The organism is Alistipes sp. dk3624 (assembly GCF_009557455.1).
GTDB classification, from domain to species: Bacteria; Bacteroidota; Bacteroidia; order Bacteroidales; family Rikenellaceae; genus Alistipes_A; species Alistipes_A hominis.
In genome coordinates, this window is record NZ_CP045651.1 from 2,934,576 (window position 1) to 2,955,414 (window position 20,839).

17 protein-coding genes and 1 tRNA gene are annotated in these 20,839 nt (G+C 56.8%); 13 read left to right on the forward strand and 5 right to left on the reverse strand.

The window, feature by feature from the left end:
- Positions 1 to 3 precede the first annotated feature (3 nt).
- On the reverse strand, positions 4 to 792 hold the full coding sequence (gene mazG / locus GFH31_RS12430) for a nucleoside triphosphate pyrophosphohydrolase (protein ID WP_101570859.1): 789 nt from the start codon (positions 790 to 792) through the stop codon (positions 4 to 6).
- 238 nt (positions 793 to 1,030) lie between these two features.
- Here mazG and GFH31_RS12435 point away from each other — a divergent pair, with 238 nt between their 5' ends.
- From GFH31_RS12435 to GFH31_RS12445, 3 genes are read left to right on the forward strand one after another with little or no spacing between them, the layout of a single operon-like run.
- Positions 1,031 to 2,197 carry an exo-beta-N-acetylmuramidase NamZ domain-containing protein gene (locus GFH31_RS12435; RefSeq protein ID WP_101571603.1) on the forward strand — a complete coding sequence of 389 codons (1,167 nt, stop codon included), beginning with the start codon at positions 1,031 to 1,033 and terminating at the stop codon, positions 2,195 to 2,197.
- A complete protein-coding gene (locus GFH31_RS12440) occupies positions 2,187 to 4,676 on the forward strand; it encodes a beta-N-acetylhexosaminidase (RefSeq protein ID WP_101570857.1) in 2,490 nt (829 codons plus the stop codon). Before GFH31_RS12435 ends, GFH31_RS12440 begins: the two co-directional genes overlap by 11 nt.
- A gap of 15 nt (positions 4,677 to 4,691) precedes the next feature.
- On the forward strand, positions 4,692 to 6,005 hold the full coding sequence (locus GFH31_RS12445) for a serine hydrolase domain-containing protein (RefSeq protein WP_101570855.1): 1,314 nt from the start codon (positions 4,692 to 4,694) through the stop codon (positions 6,003 to 6,005).
- 102 nt (positions 6,006 to 6,107) lie between these two features.
- Here GFH31_RS12445 and rho read toward each other — a convergent pair whose 3' ends face one another.
- Positions 6,108 to 7,952, reverse strand: a complete 1,845-nt coding sequence (rho, locus tag GFH31_RS12450) for a transcription termination factor Rho (RefSeq protein ID WP_101570853.1) — start codon at positions 7,950 to 7,952, stop codon at positions 6,108 to 6,110.
- 117 nt (positions 7,953 to 8,069) lie between these two features.
- A complete protein-coding gene (kdsB, locus tag GFH31_RS12455) occupies positions 8,070 to 8,828 on the reverse strand; it encodes a 3-deoxy-manno-octulosonate cytidylyltransferase (protein WP_055204518.1) in 759 nt (252 codons plus the stop codon).
- Positions 8,829 to 8,930: 102 nt separating this feature from the next.
- Between kdsB and GFH31_RS12460 the strand changes: the two genes are divergently transcribed.
- From GFH31_RS12460 to GFH31_RS12475, 4 genes are all read left to right on the forward strand, one after another.
- A complete protein-coding gene (locus tag GFH31_RS12460) occupies positions 8,931 to 9,938 on the forward strand; it encodes an acyl-CoA reductase (protein WP_153498007.1) in 1,008 nt (335 codons plus the stop codon).
- A gap of 42 nt (positions 9,939 to 9,980) precedes the next feature.
- Complete coding sequence (locus tag GFH31_RS12465) at positions 9,981 to 10,499, forward strand: IS1096 element passenger TnpR family protein (protein WP_101570850.1); 519 nt, start codon at positions 9,981 to 9,983, stop codon at positions 10,497 to 10,499.
- The gene (gene miaA, locus GFH31_RS12470) at positions 10,483 to 11,412 is read left to right on the forward strand and encodes a tRNA (adenosine(37)-N6)-dimethylallyltransferase MiaA (protein ID WP_153498098.1); all 930 of its coding nucleotides are present in this window, start codon (positions 10,483 to 10,485) and stop codon (positions 11,410 to 11,412) included. The genes GFH31_RS12465 and miaA overlap by 17 nt, the downstream gene beginning before the upstream one ends.
- A 51-nt stretch (positions 11,413 to 11,463) precedes the next feature.
- Positions 11,464 to 11,549: transfer RNA gene (locus GFH31_RS12475), tRNA-Leu, on the forward strand.
- Positions 11,550 to 12,066: 517 nt separating this feature from the next.
- On the opposite strand, the gene GFH31_RS12485 is transcribed toward GFH31_RS12475, so the two are convergent.
- Positions 12,067 to 13,398 (reverse strand): aspartate kinase, encoded by a 1,332-nt coding sequence (locus tag GFH31_RS12485; RefSeq protein ID WP_153498008.1) that lies wholly within the window; start codon positions 13,396 to 13,398, stop codon positions 12,067 to 12,069.
- Between the two features lie 407 nt (positions 13,399 to 13,805).
- Here GFH31_RS12485 and GFH31_RS12490 point away from each other — a divergent pair, with 407 nt between their 5' ends.
- The 6 genes from GFH31_RS12490 (at position 13,806) to GFH31_RS12515 (ending at position 20,054) form a co-directional block, all read left to right on the forward strand.
- Positions 13,806 to 14,579, forward strand: coding sequence for a class I SAM-dependent methyltransferase (locus tag GFH31_RS12490; RefSeq protein ID WP_101570846.1), 774 nt, complete (start codon positions 13,806 to 13,808; stop codon positions 14,577 to 14,579).
- Positions 14,580 to 14,736: 157 nt separating this feature from the next.
- Positions 14,737 to 15,060, forward strand: coding sequence for a hypothetical protein (locus GFH31_RS12495; RefSeq protein WP_101570844.1), 324 nt, complete (start codon positions 14,737 to 14,739; stop codon positions 15,058 to 15,060).
- Between the two features lie 28 nt (positions 15,061 to 15,088).
- Positions 15,089 to 16,012: a bifunctional methionine sulfoxide reductase B/A protein gene (locus GFH31_RS12500; protein WP_081032569.1), complete on the forward strand. Its 924-nt coding sequence runs from the start codon at positions 15,089 to 15,091 to the stop codon at positions 16,010 to 16,012.
- 459 nt (positions 16,013 to 16,471) lie between these two features.
- Positions 16,472 to 17,821 carry a Gfo/Idh/MocA family protein gene (locus GFH31_RS12505; protein ID WP_101570842.1) on the forward strand — a complete coding sequence of 450 codons (1,350 nt, stop codon included), beginning with the start codon at positions 16,472 to 16,474 and terminating at the stop codon, positions 17,819 to 17,821.
- Positions 17,822 to 17,848: 27 nt separating this feature from the next.
- On the forward strand, positions 17,849 to 18,772 hold the full coding sequence (locus GFH31_RS12510; protein ID WP_055203871.1) for a sugar phosphate isomerase/epimerase family protein: 924 nt from the start codon (positions 17,849 to 17,851) through the stop codon (positions 18,770 to 18,772).
- 25 nt (positions 18,773 to 18,797) lie between these two features.
- Positions 18,798 to 20,054, forward strand: a complete 1,257-nt coding sequence (locus GFH31_RS12515; protein WP_118656496.1) for a Gfo/Idh/MocA family protein — start codon at positions 18,798 to 18,800, stop codon at positions 20,052 to 20,054.
- A 170-nt stretch (positions 20,055 to 20,224) separates the two neighbouring features.
- Here the strand turns inward: GFH31_RS12515 and GFH31_RS12520 are convergent, their stop codons facing one another.
- Positions 20,225 to 20,719 (reverse strand): DNA-deoxyinosine glycosylase, encoded by a 495-nt coding sequence (locus tag GFH31_RS12520; RefSeq protein ID WP_101570837.1) that lies wholly within the window; start codon positions 20,717 to 20,719, stop codon positions 20,225 to 20,227.
- Between the last annotated feature and the right edge of the window lie 120 nt (positions 20,720 to 20,839).

Below are 20,839 nucleotides of genomic sequence, written 5' to 3' on the forward strand. Positions count from 1 at the left end.
AAGTTAACGATTTTCCCGGATTTTCGCTTCGTCCCACAGGGCGTCCATCTGTTCGAGCGTCATTTCGCGCAGGGTCAGCCCTTGTTGTTCGGCGCGGTCTTCGATGTGGGCGAACCGTTCGATGAATTTGCGGTTGCTCTGTTCGAGCGCCGCTTCCGGATCGACGCCGTAGAGCCGCGCCGCATTGATCAGCGCGAAGAACAGGTCGCCGAATTCGGCTTCGGTGCGCCGCCGGTCGCGGGCGTCGATCTCGTGCTGTACTTCGCCGATCTCTTCGCGGACTTTCGCCCAGACGTCTTCGCGCTTTTCCCAGTCGAATCCGGCCGAAGCTGCCTTTTCGCCGATCCGGTAGGCTTTGACCATCGCCGGCAGCGAACGCGGCACGCCCGAAAGCACGCGCTTTTTCTCGTGCGCCTGCGCTTTTTCTTTCAGTTTGATGTCCTCCCAGTTTTGTTTTACTTGTTCGGCATTGTCGGCTTGCGTGTCGCCGAACACGTGCGGATGCCGGAATACCAACTTGTCGCAAATGCCGTTCGCCACGTCGCCCAGGTCGAACGCTTGCTGCTCGGAGCCCATCTTCGAGTAGAATACCACGTGCAGCAGCAGATCGCCCAGCTCTTTGCGGATTTCGTTCAGGTCGTGGTCGAGGATCGCGTCAGCCAGTTCGTAGGTCTCTTCGATCGTGTTCATCCGCAACGAATCGAACGTCTGCTTCCGGTCCCACGGGCATTTTTCCCGCAATTCGTCCATGATGTCGAGCAGGCGGCCGACCGCTTCGAGTCTTTTATCCATAGTCTTTTCGGTGTTTGATAGAGCAAATATACATTAATCCGAGGGAAAATCGTTAACTTTGTAAATCGGGGATATCCGATAAAATGAAAGAGGAGGTGCGGAATTTATCGGTACTATCGGCGAGAAGGGGGGCTTGTCCGATTTCGATAAAGAGTCTGAGCCGGTTTGCTCGCCATGCCGATGCGAATGATATCAGGGTGTGGTGGATCGGCCCCGAATTTTGCTAAATCCGTTATTGTTGAATAAATTGAGACTACTGATCGTTGTTTTTGCGTTGCTGGCCTGCCGGGTTGCGGGGAGCGACCGCGTGGTCGTCGGGGCCGAGCGTACCGACCGGTACCTGCCGCTGATCGAAGGCAAGCGGGTGGGGATACTGACTAACCATACCGGCCGTATCGGTCGGACGCATATCGTGGATTCGCTGTATGCGCTGGGAGTGGATCTGAAAATGGTTTTCGCGCCGGAACACGGGTTTCGCGGCGATGCCGACGCAGGCGAACACGTTTCCGACGGCCGGGACGCCCGGACGGGGATCCCGATCGTTTCGGTTTACGGGGCCAATAAATGCCCGCCCGCCGAGTATATGAAACAGCTCGACGTCGTGCTGTTCGACATCCAGGACGTCGGCCTGCGCTATTATACGTACCTGTCGTCGATGCATTACATGATGCAGGCCTGTGCCGACAACGACGTGCGGATGATCGTGCTGGATCGTCCGAATCCGAACGGCTTTTACGTCGACGGCCCGGTGCTCGATCCGAAATACCGGTCGTTCGTCGGTATGCATCCGATTCCGGTCGTGCACGGGATGACTCTCGGCGAGCTGGCCGGGATGATCAACGGCGAAGGGTGGCTCGACGACGCTGCCGTCTGCTCCCTGACAGTGATTCCGTGCCTGAATTATACGCACCGAACGCGGTATGTACTGCCCGAAAAACCGTCTCCGAATCTGCCGAACATGCGCGCCGTTTACCTGTACAGTTCGCTGTGCTTTTTCGAAGGAACGCCGGTCAGTCTCGGACGGGGCACCGATTTCCCGTTTCAGGCTTACGGGCATCCGGATCTGAAAAGGACTTCGTTCCGCTTTACGCCGCACAGCAACGCCGGAGCGAAAAATCCGCCGCTGAAAGACCGGCTGTGCTACGGCGTCGATCTGCGGAGCGTCCCGTCCGACGAACAGGTGTGGCGCGAAGGGGTCAACCTGGCCTACGTGATCGATTGTTACCGGCAACTGAACCTGGGCGAAAAGTTCTTTACGCCGATGTTCGAAAAGCTTATCGGGGTCGATTACGTTCGCCGTATGATCGTCGAAGGAGCCGACGCCGGGCAGATCGAGGCCCGCTGGAGGGAGGATGTGGAACGTTTCAAACAGAGCCGTAAACCGTATTTGCTGTATGAAGAGTAGCCTGAGCCTGTTATTCGTTTTGCTGGGTCTGTTTTGTCACGGCCAGAACCTGATTCCGCGACCCGAACGGGCGGACAAGCGGGAGGGGGAGTTCCTGGTCGCCAAGCAGACTGAAATTTACAGTCCCGCTTTTCCGGATTTGTTCGATTACCTGAACGACCACATCGAGCGGGTGTGCGGCTACCGCCTTGCCGCCGGCGGACATCGCCGCAGCATCCAGCAGATATCCATCGAAAAGCACGAGGGCGGATTGTCCGAGGAGGGCTACCTGTTGGATATCTCCCCGAGCAGGATCACGATCCGGGCGAACGACCGGGGCGGAGCGTTCTATGCGCTGCAAACCCTGTTTCAACTGATGCCGGTATCGGTTTACCGGCCGGACGCCGCGCAACATGCCGAAACGTTCGCGATCCCCTGTTTTCATATCGAGGATGCGCCCCGTTTCGCTTACCGGGGCGTTATGCTCGACGTGTCTCGTAACTTTTCGGACAAGGCGGCCGTGATGCGGTATATCGACTGGATAGCGCGTCATAAGCTCAATACGCTGCATTGGCATTTGACCGACGACAACGGCTGGCGGGTCGAAATTAAAAAGTATCCGGAACTTACGTCCCGGGGAGCTTGGCGGGGGCCCGGCGAAGTGCTACCGCCTTCCTACGGCTCGGGGAACGAGCGTTACGGCGGATTCTATACGCAGCAGGATGTCCGCGAGATCGTGGATTACGCCGCGTTCCGCAACGTGGAGATCATCCCGGAGATCGACCTGCCCGGACACAGCCAGACGCTTACGTCGGTTTATCCGGAAACGTTCTGCCGGACGTCCGGTTCGGTTACCTACAAGCCGGAGGAGATGCGGGAAACGCTTTGCGCCGGTCGCGAAGAGAATTTCGAAATGCTGCGCGACATTCTGCAGGAGCTCGCCGGACTTTTTCCGTCGAAATACATCCATATCGGCGGCGACGAGGTCAGCGTCCGCTATTGGCGGAATTGTCCCCGCTGCCGGGCGCTGATGACGGAGAAAAAGATGAAAACGCCCGCCGAGCTGCGGGGATATTTCGTACACCGCCTCGAAGACCTCGTCCATAGCGTCGGCAAGACATGCGCGGCCTGGAACGAGGCCGTTCAGGCCCGCAATTTGCGTCCGGCGACGCTGATTTACGGTTGGGAGAACGTCGACGTATGTCGGCAGGCCGCCGCGGCCGGACAGCCTGTCGTGATGATGCCCGCTTCCTATTGCTACATTGACATGAAGCAGCATCCGTGGGACCGCGGCCATACCTGGGCCGGTCGGGTCGACGTGCGGCGGGTGTACGATTTCGAGCCGGCGGATTTTCTTTCGGCCGAACGGTTGGAACGGGTGCGGGGCGTTGAGGCGGCGCAGTGGGCCGAATTGCTGAACGAGCCGGAACGTTTCGCCGAGTATCAAGGCTATCCGAGGCTTTGCGCGTTGGCCGAAGTGGGGTGGACGCAGCCCGGACAGCGCGACTGGAACGATTTTTACCGGCGGTTGACCTCCGGGCACCTCGAACGGTTGGGTGCGATGGGCATCCGGTTCCGCATGTTTCCGCCGCAGACGGAGTACCGCTCGGGCGTCGTTACCGTTACGCCGGAAATCGCCGGCGTCGAGATTCGTTATACGACCGACCTGAGCGAGCCGGACGAGTCGTCCGCGCTCTATACCGAGCCGCTGCGCACGGATCGTCCGGAGCGCTACCGGTTTCGGGCGTTCGGCTGCGGCGGGTACAGTACGGCCGTTTTCCCTGTCGCCGAGCTTTTCCGGGCGGAGCTGGCTCCAGCCGAACAACGGGTTTTCAGGGTGCCGTTGAAAGATTACGTGACCCGCGACGGGCTCTGGCTGTTGTCGTTCACGCAGCGGCGGGACAATGCGATGATCGTGCGGCTCGAAGTGAGCGGCCCGGATACGGCTTATACGATTATTCGAAACGGGCAAAAAATCAATCCGCTGCGCGATCTGAGATTGTACGCCGATTCGGCGAACCGCACGGCCGACCTGCTGGTCACGCTGAAAAACAACAGTTCGAAACGGGAAGAATTGACGCTGAACCTCAGGCCTTCGCCCTATATCGAGCCGGCGGTTTCCGTAACCAGTTCGCTGACCTGTTCCGGGAAATTTCCGATCCGCAACAGCGCCGATTACCAATTTTCATCTTACGTACGTACGGTTTCCCCCTGCAAGGCGGGCGATTATATCCTGTTCGCGTTCGACGAGCCGGTCGATTGTGAGGCGATCGATGTCCGGACGGGACTTCCGGACGTTACCCGTTACATCGTGACCGACGGTACGGCCGCTTGTTCGGCCGACGGCAAGACGTTCGGGGAAGAAATTCCGTTGAAGCCGGACGGAAGCGTCGTGCTGCGCCCTTCGGCGCCGGTTCGGGCCGTCCGCATCTCGATCCGGGGAGGCAATGGCGAAACGATTCTCGGATGGCAGGATTTGCGGGTAGTTCCCCGGTTGTAATTTAAAAAAGATTCGATGGTTCGAAAGATTGTTTTATGTTTTATCGTATGGGCGTCGGCTCTGTCGTCGTCTGCCCGGGATATTCCGGAGTGCGTGCGTGTGAAACTGGATTCGATGATCGACGACGGGCTGAAATGCCGGGCCTTTCCCGGGGCTTCGCTCGTCGTGGGCGACCGGGACGGGATCTGCTATGCCCGCCATTACGGCTGTCACGACTATTCCGGAAAACGACCCGTAGCGGACGGAGATCTTTTCGACGTAGCTTCATGTACCAAGGTGCTTTCGACGACTTTCGCCGTGATGCGGTTGTACGATCAGGGTAAATTGAAAGTTATGGAAGCCGTCGGGCGTTACCTGCCCGAACTGGCGGCTACGCCGGTCGGAGGGATTTCGCTGCGGGAGTTGCTGACGCACACTTCGGGACTGCGCGCGCAGGTTTTTTATACGCCGTTGGTGCGCAATGCCGCCGGCGGAAGCATGTTCAGCGGCAAACGGACGGCCGCCTATCCGCATCAGGTCGGCAAAAACTATTACGTGGCCGGGGAGATCGCTTACGATACGGCTTACCTTTGTTCGGCTTCGCGGCCCGGCTGGCGGCAGGCGGCCGACGACCTGTATGTCAATCCGGCGGTCGATACGCTGATCCTCGGACAGATCGTGCGGGATTATAAGCCGGCCCGTCGCGGCAGTTACCTGTACAGCGATACGAATTTTTTGCTGTTGAAGATGATCGTCGAACGCGTTTCCGGTCGGCCCCTCGACGAACTGACGCGGGAACTGTTCGCCGAATTGGACTGCACGGACACTTATTACAATCCGTTGCAATACCGCGATAAGAGGAACTGCCTGCCTACCGAGACCGACTATATCCTCGGACGCGGAACGGTGCAGGGGTATGTGCACGATGAACTGGGAGCTCTGATGGGCGGCGTGGGCGGCAACGCCGGACTGTTTACGACGGCGCGCGACATGGCTCGTTTCTGCGAGATGATCCTCGGGGGCGGAACTTATGCCGGACGGCAGGTGCTGACCCGCAAGACCGTCGAGCTTTTTACGGAGTCGCCCTATACGGAACAGGGCGTTTGGCGCGGCCTCGGGTTCGATAAGCGGGACCCGAAAACGGGCGAATTGGGCGGCGAGACCCGTTTCGGCCATACCGGGTTCACCGGGACGATTTTCTGGATGGACAGCCGGACGGGCGTTTACATGGTTTTCCTGACCAATGCCGTGCACCCGACCCGGGTGAACAACAAGCTGAACGCTTCCATGCTGCGTACGAAAATCTGGGAAACGCTTTGCTGTATGCCGGACAGTTCCGGTAGTTTTTGAAAAATGCCCGGAGCGCCCGTGCGAACGGAGGTGCGATGATAAAAGACGCCCGGCCTTTCATTACAGTGAAAGGCCGGGCGTCGTATTTGTCAGGGAATCCGCTTATTGATTCATCGTAACGAGCAGTTCTTCGTTCGAACGCGTGGATTCCATGTGTTTTTTGATGATCTCCATCGCTTCGCTCGAGTTCATGTCGGCCAGGTAGCGGCGCAACACCCAGATTTTCTGCAGAACCTCTTTGCTGAGCAGCAGGTCTTCGCGGCGCGTGCCGGAAGCGATGATGTCGACGGCCGGGTAAACCCGCTTGTTGGAGAGTTTGCGGTCGAGTTGCAGTTCCATGTTGCCGGTGCCCTTGAACTCCTCGAAGATCACCTCGTCCATTTTCGATCCGGTATCGATCAGTGCCGTTGCGATGATGGTCAGCGAACCGCGCTCCTCGGTGTTGCGGGCCGCGCCGAAAAACCGTTTGGGTTTGTGCAGCGCGTTGGCGTCCACCCCGCCCGACAGGACTTTGCCGGATGCCGGCTGTACGGTGTTGTAAGCTCGCGCGAGCCGCGTAATCGAGTCGAGCAGGATCACGACGTCGTGTCCGCATTCGACCATCCGTTTGGCTTTCTCAAGCACCATTTCGGCGACTTTTACGTGGCGCGAGGCCTGTTCGTCGAAGGTCGAGGCGACGACTTCGGCTTTGACATTGCGGGCCATTTCGGTCACTTCTTCGGGACGTTCGTCGATCAGCAGGACGATCAGGTAGACTTCCGGATGGTTGTCGGCGATTGCGTTGGCGATCGATTGCAACAGCATCGTTTTACCGGTTTTCGGCTGTGCCACGATCAGTCCCCGCTGGCCTTTCCCGATCGGAGAGAACAGATCGATCACCCGGGAGGACAGGTTATTGTGCCCGTTTCCGGTCAGGTTGAACTTTTCGGACGGGAACAGCGGGGTCATGTATTCGAATTGTACGCGGTCGCGGGTTTCGTCGGGACCGAGTCCGTTGATCCGGTTCACCTTGACCAGCGGGAAATATTTTTCGCCCTCTTTCGGCGGCCGGATGACGCCTTGTACCGTGTCGCCGGCTTTCAATCCGAATAGCTTGATCTGCGACGGCGAGACGTAGATGTCGTCCGGGGAGTTCAGATAGTTGTAGTCCGGCGAACGCAGGAAGCCGTATCCGTCGGGCATGATCTCCAGTACGCCTTCTCCCTGTACGCTGCCCAGGAACTCGTCTTTCGCATCCTTCTTGGAACCCGTTTTCGGGGATTCGTGCTGCGGTTCCGCGTGGCGTTCCGCATGATCCGTTCCCGGCAGGGTTTCCGGAACGGTCTCGGTCGGAACGATCTCCTGGCGTACGGGGGATTCGTTGTCATGGACGGGTTGTTTTACAGCGTCGTTCTGATCCGCCGTCGGCGTTTCCGGTTTCGTATAAACGATCCGGTTTCTTTTCCGGTCGCGTTCCATTTTGTTTTTTTCCGGACTGGCCGTGTAATTCCGCGCTTTCTGGTTTTCGCGGGGGGCTTCCGGATGGGCCGTTTTTTTCGCGTTCCGGGATTGTTCCGTTTCGGCCGCCGCAGGCTGCGGGTCTGCCGTTTCGGCGCGTGCCGCGTCTTCCTGTTTTTTCTCTTTTCCTGCGGCATTTTCCGCGAAGAACGGTTCGGATGGAATCGGGAGTTCGGTTTCCGGCTTTGTATCGGAGCCGACTCCGGTTACTTTGACGGCATTGATCTTTTTGCGTCTTTCCCGTTTTTGCGGCACCGGATGGTCGCTTTGCGGAGTTTCCGCGGGACTCGTTTCCTGGAGGGGGCTTTCGCCGCTTTCCGGCCGTTCCGACTGTTCGAGGATTTTATCGATGAGGGCCTGTTTGCGCATCTGGGCTTTGATACCCAACTTTTTCCCTATTTCACGCAATTCGGCAAGACTCTTTCCGCTCAATGCTTCTGCGTCATACATAGAATATGCTGTTTTTATTTATTTCAGTGATTTACGTTTGTCCGAACGGACAACGAAGACCATCGTTTAATGATGATACAAATGTAGCGGATTTTTTGAGAATAACAAAACGGAGGTCTATTTTTCGCTTCGCCGCAGGAATTCGACGGCTGCTTTCAGGTCGTCGGGCGTGTCGATCGCCAGGCTTTCCGAATGCGTTTCCGCCGCTTTGATGCGGAAGCCGTTTTCGAGCCAGCGGAGTTGTTCGAGCGATTCCAGTTTTTCGAGCGTGCCCTGCGGTAGTTCGGCGATCCGCCGCAGCACGCTGCTCTTGTAGGCATACAGGCCGATGTGCTTCAGGAATTTGTGGGATCGTTGCCACCGATCGCGCTCCGTGCCGCGCAGGTAGGGGATCGCCGAACGGCTGAAGTAGAGCGCATAGCCGTCGGTCGAAAGCACCACTTTCGGCGAGTTGGGGTTGAAGATGTCTTCGTGCGCGTCGAACGCTTTAACCAGCGTCGCGATTTCGGTGGCAGGATCGTCGAAACATCCGGTAATCAGCCGCAGTTGTTCTTCGGCGACGAACGGTTCGTCGCCCTGGATATTGACGACCGCGTCGAATCGTTTGCCGGTCGAAGCCTCGATGCGGTCGAGGGCTTCGCGGCAGCGGTCGGTTCCGCTGCGGTGTTCGGCGGAGGTCATAACGGCCTGTCCGCCGAATCCTTCGACGGTGCGGACGATCCGTTCGTCGTCGCTCGCCACGTAACAGTCGGGGAAAAAGGCGTGCGCTTTTTCGTAGACGTGCCGGATCATCGGTTTGCCCGCGAGGTCGGCCAGCGGTTTGCCTGGGAATCGGGTCGATGCGTACCGTGCCGGTATCAGTGCCAGGAATTTCATGTTTTTCGTTTTTTTAACGGCCGGAGAGCAGCGGATGCGGAAAGTTTTACCGGCCTGAATGCGTTGCAAATTTAACTTTTTTATAGTTTTGCGCCTACGGATATGGAAACAAATTATCGGATAAGCCCTTTTGTCGAACTGGGCAGGAGGTTGGCTCGGCAACTTGCCGGCGGGGAACTGGATGCGGTCGTCGCCCGTGCGATTGCCGAAAACGGCTGGTTTACGCGGCAGAGCGTCGCGCAGGCGATCGAAGCCATTTGCACCGATCTGCTCGACGAGACCGTGCTGCGGGACTGGCTCGCCCGTTATCCCCGTCCGGACGCTTCCGCCGTTCGGCGCGTCGGGATCGTTTTGGCCGGCAACATTCCGCTGGTCGGCTTTTTCGACCTGCTGTGCGTTTGCATTTGCGGGCACCGCTGTTTCGTAAAACCTTCCTCGAAGGATCGCGTGCTGACGGGTTATGTCGTGGAGCAGTTGCTTCGGATCGAGCCCGCAATGCCGGTCGTTCCGCTGGAAGAGGATACGCCGCTGGACGCCCTGATCGCGACCGGAAGCGATTCGACCCGGAGTTATTTCGGGAAGCGTTACCGGGAAATGCCGTCGCTGTTGCGCGGTAGCCGGTACAGTATTGCCGTACTGGACGGAACCGAAACGGAAGCGCAGTTGGAAGGACTTTCGAACGACGTTTTCCAATATTTCGGTTTGGGGTGCCGCAATGTCGGCCGGATTTTTGTTCCTCGCGGTTACGATCCGACGTTGCTGCGCGATGCGTTGTCGCGCTATCCGATGTCGCATCCGGGCTACCTGAACAATTACCGCCAGGCGCGGGCGCTGCGGATGCTCGACGGAGAGCCGCTGCTGGACGGCGGTTTTTTCCTGCTCCGCGAGAGCGACGAGCAGAGTCCGAACCTCAGCGAGATCGGGTATGCGTATTACGATGATCTGGACGGAATGGAGTCCTGGATACGGCGGCACGACGACCGGCTGCAGTGCGTCGTTTCCGAAGTCGTGGGCCACCCGCGCCGGGTCGGTTTCGGCCGGGCGCAGCATCCTTCGCTTACGGATTATCCCGACGGGACGGATGTGATCGCTTTTTTGCGGCGGATTTAAATAAGTTTGATTATATTTATTGGATATTAAAACGAACAGACCATGTCGATGATTTTTCAATTCAGGATGCTGTGCGACGAAGACGATTATTTCCTTCGCGAATACGAGGTGCCGTACGATATGACGCTCGCCGCTTTCCGGGATTTTATCAATAAGGATCTGCAATACCGTCCGGAAGAACTGACGTCGTTCTTCACGGCGGACGACCGTTGGAACAAGTTGCAGGAGTTTACGGCGATGGATATGGGCGCGACGGAGTCGGACGGGGAACTGTTGCCGCAGGCGATGGACCGCACGTTGCTGTCGCAGGTGGTTCGTAAAAAACGCGACCGGTTGATTTACCAGTTCGACGTGCTCGGCGACCGGGCGTTTTTCTTGGAACTGACCGAGGCCATGAAGGCGGAACCGGACAAGCGCTATCCGGCCGTAACGCTTGCCGAAGGCGATGCTCCCGACCAGTATCGTGCAGGGGCGGGAAGCGGAAGCGGTTCCGTTTTCGACGACGCGATGGGCGATTTCAGCGATTTCGCAGGCACCGACGGCTATGGCGATGACGAGTAACGTGGCAGGACGTAAGACGTTGGTGGTCGTTCTGGGAGCGACCGCAACGGGCAAAACCGGGGTCGGGATCCGTTTGGCGCAGGCGTTCGGCAGCGAGATCGTCTCTTCCGATTCGCGTCAGATCTACCGGGAGATGAGTATAGGCACGGCCAAGCCTACGGCCGAAGAGCTCGCTGCCGTGCCGCACCATTTCATCGATACGCGCAGCGTGAGCGAGGATTACTCAGCCGGACGCTACGAGGAGGATGCGCTCCGCCTGCTCGGGGAGTTGTTCGCAAAGCACGATCTGTTGTTTCTGGTGGGCGGATCGGGGCTCTACATCGATGCGGTTTGCGACGGAATGGACCCGTTGCCGGCTGTCGACGAAGAGTTGAGGCGGCGGTTGACCGAACGTTTCCGTGGGGATGGGCTGGCTCCGTTGCTGGAGGAACTCGAAAAATACGATCCTGCGTATTACCGGCAGGTCGACCGTGAGAATCCGCACCGGGTGATCCGTGCGCTGGAAGTGTGCCTGCAAACGGGGCGGCCTTACAGCTCCCTGCGCCGGGGAGAGGGTAAACAGCGTCCGTTCGATATCCTGAAGATCGGGATCCGGATGCCGCGCGAGACGCTTTACCGGCGGATCGACGATCGGGTCGACGGGATGGTGGCCGAAGGTCTGGAACGGGAGGCGAGGGCGCTTTACCCGTTGCGGGACTGCAATGCGCTGCAAACGGTCGGCTACCGCGAGTTCTTCGGGTATTTCGACGGGAAGATCACCCGGGACAAGGCGATCGAGCTGATTAAGCGCAACAGCCGCCGGTATGCCAAGCGCCAGCAGACCTGGTTCGGCCGTGACGACCGGATCGAATGGTTCGACGGCGGGGAGGGATGCGCCGAATCGATCGAAAAGTACCTGCGAAAGTTTGTATAATCCCCGAATATCCCTATATTTGCGCTCCATGCGTAGAAATAGGGCGATGATGCTCGGATGGTGGAATAGGTAGACACGCAGGACTTAAAATCCTGTGGACAGCAATGTCCGTACGGGTTCGATTCCCGTTCCGAGCACTGTAAATAAAGTAGTTGCGATTTGCTTCGCAGCTACTTTTTTATTTGTCCCGCTATGTACATGAAAAATGCGCACAAGAGAGGTTTATTATATCATCTATTTGATAGTTTTTGTCTATTAAAACGTAATTGTACTTTCTCGAAACAATTGTGATTATATCTATTGGTTTTACTTATTTTCTCTCTTCAAATCAAATAGTCTATTGATAAATAGGTATATTTGTATTTCTCTGACAGCCTTTGTGCCGATAGGGTTTTCCTGTGTGTATTTTCTGCAATTAAAATAGCCGTGTTTCAAGTGTAAATATATGAAAATTAACGTGTTTGGTGTTTTTATGCAGTCTCTGTCTCCAGTACGTTAGCCGTAGGGACTGCGTCGGCTTACAGTATGTTCAATTCAAATAGGGAGGGGATTTCCCGTTTCTTCCCGGATAATTGGAAAGTCTCCGCGATACAGGAATGTATCGCGGAGACTTTGTTTTGCAACAGATCCGTTTTCCGGGGAAAAGTATTCCGTTTACAGCGAGATGCAGCAGTTGAGCGCTTCGAGGGCTTTCTTTTTGTCATTCCGGCGCAGTACGAACGAGATATCGCAGTTGTCGCCGTAAGAGATCATGCGCACGGGGATGTCTTTCAGCGAATCGACTATGCGGTGTTCGAATCCCACGTTGTACCATTTCAGGTCGCCCACGACGCATACCACGACCATGTCGTCTTCCACCGTAACGTCGGCATAACGGCTCAGGGCGGCGGCGATTTCCGGCAGGTGCTTCCGGTTGTCGATCGACAGGGATATCTCCGTGTCGGAAGTGACCATCAGGTCGATCGGGGTGTGCGAACGAGCGAAACAATGGAATACCTTGTCGAGGAAGCGGTAGCCCGGTACCTTGTAGGTGGAGCGTATTTTTAGGTAGGTTATATCGTCCTTGGCGGCCACCGCTTTGATTCGTCCCGTGTCGGCCGCCTCGGAGATCAGCGTGCCGGGTGCCTGTGGATCCAGCGTATTCAACAGTCGTACCGGGATGTTCTTTTGCCGGGCGGGCAGGATGCAGGTCGGGTGCAGGATTTTCGCGCCGAAATGGGCCAATTTGGAAGCTTCGTCGAAAGTGAGTCTGCGTACCGGAGAGGTTGCGGATACGATCCTCGGATCGTTGCTGTGCAGTCCGTCGATGTCGGTCCATATCTGGATCTCGCAGGCGTCCAGCGCGGCGCCGAGCAGCGAAGCGGTGTAATCGCTTCCGCCCCGTTGCAGGTTGTCTATTTCGCCCGAAGCGTTGCGGCAAATGTAGCCCTGGGTAATGAAAATCCGGTTGAGGGGATAACCGTTTATGGCTTTGCGCGCATGTTTCCGGATAAATCGCATGTCCGGCTCCCCGCATTTGTCCGTCCGTATGAAATCGACTGCCGGCAGCAGGGCGGCATGTACTCCCGTCTCCGCGAGATAAAGGTACATCAGCCGGGTTACGATCAGTTCCCCCTGGGCCAGAATGATTTTTTCTCCGGCGGCGGAAAAGGGTTTCCGGCAGATTTCTCTCACCAGCGAAAAGCTGTTCTGGATATGTTTTTTCGCCTTTCCCGCGCTTCCTGCGCGGCGGTAAAGCGCGTCGGCGACCGCCGAATACTTGTTTTCCAGGCGGGCGGCGTCGTCCAGCGCGCCGTCCATATCACCGCCGGACAGTTTCGCCGCGATCCCGGCCAGCGCGTCGGTCGTTCCCGACATGGCCGAAAGTACGACCACTTTGGGCTGTTCGTCGCTGATAAGTCGTGCGACGTGTTTGATTCTTTCGACGGAGCCTACCGAGGAGCCTCCGAATTTCAGGATTTTTATTTTCCCTTGCTCGTGATTCATTGGTTTGTTTTTTTGTTTGCGATTTGGTTCGCGGTTCCTATCGGACAATTGGAGTGCCGTTTTCCGGTGTCTTAGTTTGTGCTTTGAATGTCAGTGTTGTACGGGAACGAAAGGGAGCGTGCCGGTCTACCGAAATGAAAGGGTGCCTGTCGTTTTGATATACTTCGATATGGTTCCCGATTCGCCGTATGACAAATATTGTATATCTTCGCGGCATGACGACGACGTTTAAATCGGATTTGGTGCGGTAAACAATCTGTGTTTTTGATACGGATTGTCCTTTCGTTCGCTCTCGGATCGTTCTTTCCGGGAACAATTTTCGTATTGCTGTAATTTTAATTTTTAATCTGCGTGCGGTGGTGAACGGTATGGTTATGCCTTCACGCGTGCGCTAACATACCGAAGTAATGAGTAACGAGTATAAAACGATTCACGAATTTGATTTCAATTTAATCTGCGAATATTTTTCGAACGTAGAACGTCAGGGACCGGGCAGTCCCGAAGTGACTGTCCGGGCGCTGGGCTTTATCGACGGCCTGACCCCGCAATCCCGCATTGCCGATCTCGGTTGCGGGACGGGCGGACAGACAATGACGCTGGCGCAAAGAGCGCCGGGGCAGGTCACGGGGCTCGATCTCTTTCCCGATTTTATCCGGATATTCAACCGGAACGCCCGTGCGCTCGGCCTCTCCGACCGGGTGAAAGGGATCGTCGGCTCGATGGACGACCTGCCCTTCGGGAAGGAATCTCTGGATCTTATCTGGTCGGAAGGCGCTATCTACAACATCGGTTTCGAGCGGGGATTGAAAGAGTGGCGCGACTATCTGAAAACGGGCGGATATATCGCCGTTTCCGAATGTTCGTGGTTTACCGCCGAACGCCCCGCCGAAATCCACGACTTCTGGATGGCGCATTATCCCGAAATAGATACGATTCCGAACAAAGTCGCCCGGATGCAGGACGCCGGTTATGTTCCCGTCGCGACCTTTGTTCTGCCGGAAAACTGCTGGACGGAGCATTTCTTTTTTCCGTGCGTCCGGATACAGGACGCGTTTCTGCAAAAACATGCGGGCAGTAGAACCGCTGAAGAATTTATTGCCGGTCAACGCCGCGAAATGGAATCGTACCGCAAATACAAGGAATTTTACGGTTATGCGTTTTATATCGGGAAGAAAATTTAAGTAACTTATCGCGGAGATCGTCGCCGGAGACGGTCGCATACGACCGTAGAGGGGCTTGGACGTAAGGACACTTTCCGTATGAAGGCTCGCGAGGCCGACAGGAAAGGAATGTCCGGGCGTTCTCTCCCTTTCTTTTTTATAGTTTTGCCGTAGCGCCTTGTCGCGGACGCATGGGCGGAGGTTTCCGACGCTCGGCTCGATCGTCGTCGGGTTTCTTTCGCACCGGGAGCTGCTGTGGATCGAGGCCCGGCTCCGCGACGCGGTTTCCCGTTTCGTCCGTTCCGCTTCGTCGTCTTCCGGATACGCTTCCCGCGGTCAGGGCTTGTGCCCGCAAACGCGGCTGCGCCGGGGATTCCCCCGGCGGACGGGTAGTCCCGTCTGGGGAAGGACGTGCCGGCCGGAAAGTCCGACCGGAGCGGAATCCGGTCCGTTTTTGCCGGGCGGCAGCGCAACACGGTTGCGTCCGGATACGTTCCTGTAAAAAAAGAGGCAATATTTTTGCGGGAATGATGAAGTGGATTTTAATCGTACAGGCGGTACTGATGCTGTCGTGTACCCAATCGAATGGGCAGACTATGAAAAAAGAACTGACTCCCGAGGAGAAGCGCGTGATCGTCGGCAAGGGAACCGAAGCGCCGTTCTCCGGCGAATACTACCGTTTTAAAGGAAAAGGAACTTACTGTTGCAAACAGTGTGGCGCGCCGTTGTACCGCTCTTCGGACAAGTTCGACTCCGGATGCGGCTGGCCGAGCTTCGATGACGAGATCGCGGGGGCCGTCAAGCGGGTTCCCGATGCGGACGGGCGTCGGACGGAGATCGTCTGCGCGAAATGCGGCGGCCATCTCGGTCATGTTTTCGAGGGCGAGGGACTCACCCCGAAGGATACGCGACACTGCGTCAACTCGGTTTCGTTGCGGTTCGTGCCGGAAGAGACCGAAGGAGCGGAACGGAAAACCGAAACTGCCGTTTTCGCCGGCGGTTGTTTTTGGGGCGTGGAGCACCTGATGGGCAAGACGCCCGGCGTCCTTTCGATCGAGTCGGGCTATACCGGTGGAAAGACCGGGCATCCGACTTACCGCGAGGTCTGTTCGCATACGACCGGCCATGCCGAGGCCGTTCGTATCCGGTTCGATCCGGCCGTCGTGTCTTACGAGACGCTGGCCCGTCTGTTTTTCGAAATACACGATCCGACGCAGGTCGACCGCCAGGGACCCGACGTCGGGGATCAGTATCGTTCGGAGATTTTTTACACGACTCCCGAGCAGAAACGGACGGCTCTCGAACTGATCGGGCGGCTCCGAGCGAAAGGGTACGACGTGGTGACGAAACTCTCTCCCGCGACCACGTTCTGGAAGGCCGAAGATTACCATCAGAATTATTACGACCGCAAAGGCGCGTCGCCCTATTGCCACCGGTATGTCAAGCGCTTTTAGGCCCCGGACACCGTTTTCGGGCGGATTCTGTCCGGATTCGTTAAAAAGAGGACATAATCCGTTATGATTTTACGGATGTCTCTGTGGAACATGCCGGTAATAATATTTAACTTGTGCTCTGTTCTTCCGGGGTGTCCGCAGCGGGGGCGATTCGCGAATTCCGGCCCGGAACTCGGGGCTTCGGGAGAACGGATATTTTTATAACTTTTATAAAATATAACTATTGAATCAGGGCAAAGTTTACCTTAAGTTTCGTTGTACTGCGAAAGTCGCCGCTCGCGTTGCGATCGAAGGTTTGAATCCTAAGTGGCGGCTCGAAGACATATCCGGATCGTAGCGGATATCGAGGAATGAAAGGGGGGCCGGATCAGAATGAATCCGACCCCCTTTTTCGCGCTCTTTTTTGCATTTTCGCGAAGAAAAGGTTATATTTGTAAATGTCATATAACCTACTGACCCATGAAAGAGGATTTTAAATTAAGTCGTAGAGATTTTATCAAAAGTTCCGCGTTGGGAACTTTGGGCGTTTTGAGTACGGTCGGCGTGCCCGCTTTGCTGACGGGTTGCTCGTCGCCGAAGAAAAAAGTAACGGTAACGGTTCCCGAGATACTGGCCAGCGCGCCGGAAGGCCGTCCGCTGAAAGCGGGGCTGGTCGGCTGCGGAGGCCGCGGCACCGGAGCGGCTTGCAATTTTTTGGATGCCGGTCCCGGTTTGCAGATCACGGCTCTGGGAGACGTGTTTCCCGACAAGCTGGACGCGTGCCGGAAGACGCTGAAAGATAAGGGACAGGAGATAACCGACGAAAATTGCTTCCTCGGTTTCGACGCCTACCAAAAAGTGATCGACTCGGGCGTGGACGTCGTGCTGCTGTGTACGCCTCCGGTATTCCGCCCGATGCATTTCGAATATGCCATCGAAAAGGGCAAGCACTGTTTTATCGAGAAACCGTGCGCAGTGGATCCCGTAGGGGCCAAGCGGGTTCTGGTTACGGCTAAAAAAGCCGATCAGCAGGGACTGTCGGTTATCAGCGGTACGATCCGTCGTTCGCAGAAGGATTGCATCGAGACCTACCGTCGCGTAGCCGAAGGCGCTATCGGCGACATCGTATCGGCGCACGTGACGCGTTTGGGCGGGGCGCTGTGGTACATCAACCGCAGACCCGAATGGAACGACATGGAGTACATGCTGCGCAACTGGGTGAATTTCTGCTGGACTTCCGGAGATCTGGTGGTCGAACAGTTCGTTCACGAGATCGACATGATGAGCTGGTTCATGGGCGATAAGACGCCTGTCCGGGCTGAAGCCACCGGTGGCCGCCAGCGCCGTGTCACGGGCGATATGTACGACTTTTTCAGCATCGAATACGTATATGACAACGGCTTGCGCGCGCACTGTACGTCGCGCCAGATCAACGGTTGCGATACGACGCACAACGTGATGGTGTACGGAACGCAAGGGTACACGAATTGTTTCGATACGATTTACAACCTTGACGGCACCATTGCCTGGCAGTACCCGAAGCCTGCGCCGGAGGATCCCGACCAGTCGATGGCCGTTCCCGATCCGTATGTGCAGGAACTGATCCGCCTGGTGACGGCTATCCGTACCGATACGCCGGTGAACGATGCCGAGCAGCACGTCAAATCGACGCTGATGGCGATGATGGGACGGCAGTCGGCTTATACGGGCAAATTCGTAACCTGGGACGAGATCATGGCTTCCGAAATGAAACTGGGTCCCGAAACCTACGAGTTCGGTCCGGTGCCGGGGATTCCCGAAACGCCTCCGGTAGCAGGATCGCCGGCTTGATAATCTGAAACCTAAAACGATACAGTTATGCACCGCAGAGATTTTTTGAAAAACGCCCTGCTGGCCGCAGGAGTTCTGTCGTTTCCGTATTTGCGCGCCGGTGTGCTAGCCGATTCCGTGTCGGTTCCTGCCGATGACAAGGAGCCGGTTTCCGGCGATTTCCGTAAGTCGATCATGTGGGGAACGGTGGGCATGGAGGGTTCCGTGCTGGACAAGTGCAAGGCGATCAAAGCCGCGGGTTACGACGGAATCGAGCCCAATAGCCACATGGATCGCGATGAAGTGCTGGCCGCCATGCGGGAGACCGGTCTCGTGGCGTCGAGCGTCTGCAACGTCCACCATTGGGCGAAACCGCTCTCGCATCCGGATGCCGCCGTGCGGCAGGAGGGGATCGACGCGATGATCGTCGCGATGGAAGACGCGAAGGCGTACGGTACCGACGCCGTGCTGCTGGTGCCGGGTATCGTCAACGAGGAGGTTAGCTATGACGATTGCTGGAACCGTTCGACCGAATGTATTAAAGAGTTGATCCCTACCGCCGAAAAGCTGGGGGTCAAAATCTGCATCGAAAACGTGTGGAATAATTTTCTGTTGAGTCCGGTCGAGGCGTGCAATTACGTCGATCAGTTCGAAAGCCCGTATGTGAAGTTTTATTTCGACTGCGGCAATATCCTGGTTTACGGATGGCCCGAGCAGTGGATCGACATTCTGGACAACCGGATCGGACGTATCCATATCAAGGAATTCAGCCGCAAGGAAGCGGACTCCAAAGGGAGGGGAGCCGGGTTCGGCGTGTCGTTGACCGAGGGCGACGTGAATTGGAGCAAAGTGATGGAAGCGGCCCGCAAGCATTACCGGGGCGGATGGCTTACCACCGAGCAAGGGAACAGCGCTTCGGCGGAAGCGCTGGCGGATCTTTGCGCCCGGCTCGACCGGATCGTTGCTTTGTAGTTTATTGATTGAATCCGATAAACCGATGGAAAAAAGAGCGGTCACCGCCGTCGTGCTGGGAGCCAGCGGGCGCGGAAAATTGTACGGCGATTATGCGCTGGAGCATCCCGAAGACCTGAAGATCGTCGGCATCGCCGAGTTAGTCGATCTACGCCGTACGATGTACGGGGACAAATACGGCGTTCCGGTCGAAAACCGGGTCGCAACGTGGCAGCAGATGCTCGACCGGCCTAAATTCGCCGATGCGGTCATTATCGCGACGCCCGACCACCTGCATTACGAACCCTGTATGAGGGCGCTCGACCTGGGTTACGATATCCTGCTCGAAAAGCCGATCGCGCAGACGTTCGACGAGTGCCGCCGGCTGGTCGCCCATGCCCGCGACAAAAAGAAGATCGTCTGCCTGACGCATGTGCTGCGCTATTCGCCCTATTTCCTGAAGCTGAAAGAGATGATCGATACCAAACGGATCGGCGACCTGGTGAGCATCCAGCATTTCGAGCCGGTGGATCATATCCATATGTCGCATTCGTATGTGCGCGGAAGCTGGCACGATTCGGTCAAAAGCACGCCGCTGGTGCTTGCCAAATCGAGCCACGACCTCGATATTCTGTACTGGATGATCGGGAAGCCCTGTCGCCGGATAGCGGCCTTCGGCGGCCTGAAACATTTTAAGTCGGAGAACGCTCCGAAAGGGAGTACCGAACGTTGCACGGACGGATGCGCCGCAGAGGCGACCTGCCCGTTCTCCGCGTTGAAAATCTACTATCGCGACCGAACCTGGCTGTACGTATTCGACCTGCCGGAGGAGGAGCCCGAACGCGGCGAAGCGATTCTCCGTTACCTGCGTACGACCGATTACGGCCGTTGCGTTTACCGTTGTAGCAACGATCAGCCGGATCATTACGTGACCAGCATGGAGTTCGAAGGCGGCGTGACGGTAAACTTTTCGATCGAGGCTTTTACCTCTTACATGGGGCGTCGTACCCGCATCATGGGAACGCGCGGCGATATCGTCGGCGATATGGAATCGTTCACGCTGACCGATTTCGCGACCGGCGAAAAGACGGTTTACGATGCGAATGCGATCGATGCGGAGAATTACAAAGGAGCCGGTCACGGCGGCGGCGACGCCGGCATGATCCGCGATTGGATCGAAGCTGTCCGCAGGCAGGATGCGACGATCATGAGCACTCCGCTCGACGACTCGCTCGAAAGCCATGCGATCGCTTTTGCCGCCGAACGGAGCCGCAAAGAGGGACGTATCGTCGAGCTCGAATAACTAACGGCGGTAAAGGAAGGGGGGGCGGTCGGTTTCCCGAAGTGTGGAGGAAAATCCCTCGCGCGAAATTTTCCGACCGGATAAGGTTTCCGGTTTTTTCTGTTCTGAATTTAAAACGGCCGCAGGATTTTTAAATCCTGCGGCCGTTTTCAGTCGGTTTTGCGTCCGGCTTATTTCAAAAAATCTTTTACGGCCTGCCAGGCCCGTAGTTTCTTCTCCAACGGAACGGCGTGTGCCGGACTGGTCGACGGCAGGATGATCCGTGTGATTTCCGGATCGACATTCGGAAAATAACGTTTGAAAAGCCGCGCGGCATACTGCCCGTTGAAAGCGATTGTGCGGATCTGCGGGTATTGCCGTAGCAGTTCCCCGATGCGGTTCGGTGCTTCGTTGCTGATGTTGCTGTCGAGGCTGCCGTCGCGCTCGCACCGGCGGCAAACGTCCCAAAGCGCGATTCGCGTCTCCAGCAGCATAGCTTTCCGATGCTGGTACGCGTCCGGAAGTTCCTGTCCGCAGAGTGCGGCCATGATGGGCCAGAATGCGTTGCGCGGGTGTCCGTAATATTGTTGTTTGCGCAACGACTCTTCGCCGGGCATCGTTCCGAGTACCAATATCCGGCAGCCTCCGTCGACGATCGGGTCGAAACTGTGGATCAATTTTCCCATGTTCTCTGTTTTTACGGCCTGAAGTCCGGTCGTTCGGACTTCAGGTCGATACAAAGATACGGAAAAACAGGGCAGCCGGGAGGTTCCCGTCTATTTTTTGCCAGGGGTTGGCATACAGGG

Bases quoted from the DNA above. Each gene is read 5' to 3' on its own strand.
- mazG (WP_101570859.1), bottom strand. From the start codon at position 792: ATGGATAAAAGACTCGAAGCGGTCGGCCGCCTGCTCGACATCATGGAC.
- GFH31_RS12440 (WP_101570857.1), top strand. From the start codon at position 2,187: ATGAAGAGTAGCCTGAGCCTGTTATTCGTTTTGCTGGGTCTGTTTTGT.
- GFH31_RS12445 (WP_101570855.1), top strand. From the start codon at position 4,692: ATGGTTCGAAAGATTGTTTTATGTTTTATCGTATGGGCGTCGGCTCTG.
- rho (WP_101570853.1), bottom strand. From the start codon at position 7,952: ATGTATGACGCAGAAGCATTGAGCGGAAAGAGTCTTGCCGAATTGCGT.
- kdsB (WP_055204518.1), bottom strand. From the start codon at position 8,828: ATGAAATTCCTGGCACTGATACCGGCACGGTACGCATCGACCCGATTC.
- GFH31_RS12460 (WP_153498007.1), top strand. From the start codon at position 8,931: ATGGAAACAAATTATCGGATAAGCCCTTTTGTCGAACTGGGCAGGAGG.
- GFH31_RS12465 (WP_101570850.1), top strand. From the start codon at position 9,981: ATGTCGATGATTTTTCAATTCAGGATGCTGTGCGACGAAGACGATTAT.
- miaA (WP_153498098.1), top strand. From the start codon at position 10,483: ATGGCGATGACGAGTAACGTGGCAGGACGTAAGACGTTGGTGGTCGTT.
- GFH31_RS12485 (WP_153498008.1), bottom strand. From the start codon at position 13,398: ATGAATCACGAGCAAGGGAAAATAAAAATCCTGAAATTCGGAGGCTCC.
- GFH31_RS12490 (WP_101570846.1), top strand. From the start codon at position 13,806: ATGAGTAACGAGTATAAAACGATTCACGAATTTGATTTCAATTTAATC.
- GFH31_RS12500 (WP_081032569.1), top strand. From the start codon at position 15,089: ATGAAGTGGATTTTAATCGTACAGGCGGTACTGATGCTGTCGTGTACC.
- GFH31_RS12505 (WP_101570842.1), top strand. From the start codon at position 16,472: ATGAAAGAGGATTTTAAATTAAGTCGTAGAGATTTTATCAAAAGTTCC.
- GFH31_RS12510 (WP_055203871.1), top strand. From the start codon at position 17,849: ATGCACCGCAGAGATTTTTTGAAAAACGCCCTGCTGGCCGCAGGAGTT.
- GFH31_RS12515 (WP_118656496.1), top strand. From the start codon at position 18,798: ATGGAAAAAAGAGCGGTCACCGCCGTCGTGCTGGGAGCCAGCGGGCGC.
- GFH31_RS12520 (WP_101570837.1), bottom strand. From the start codon at position 20,719: ATGGGAAAATTGATCCACAGTTTCGACCCGATCGTCGACGGAGGCTGC.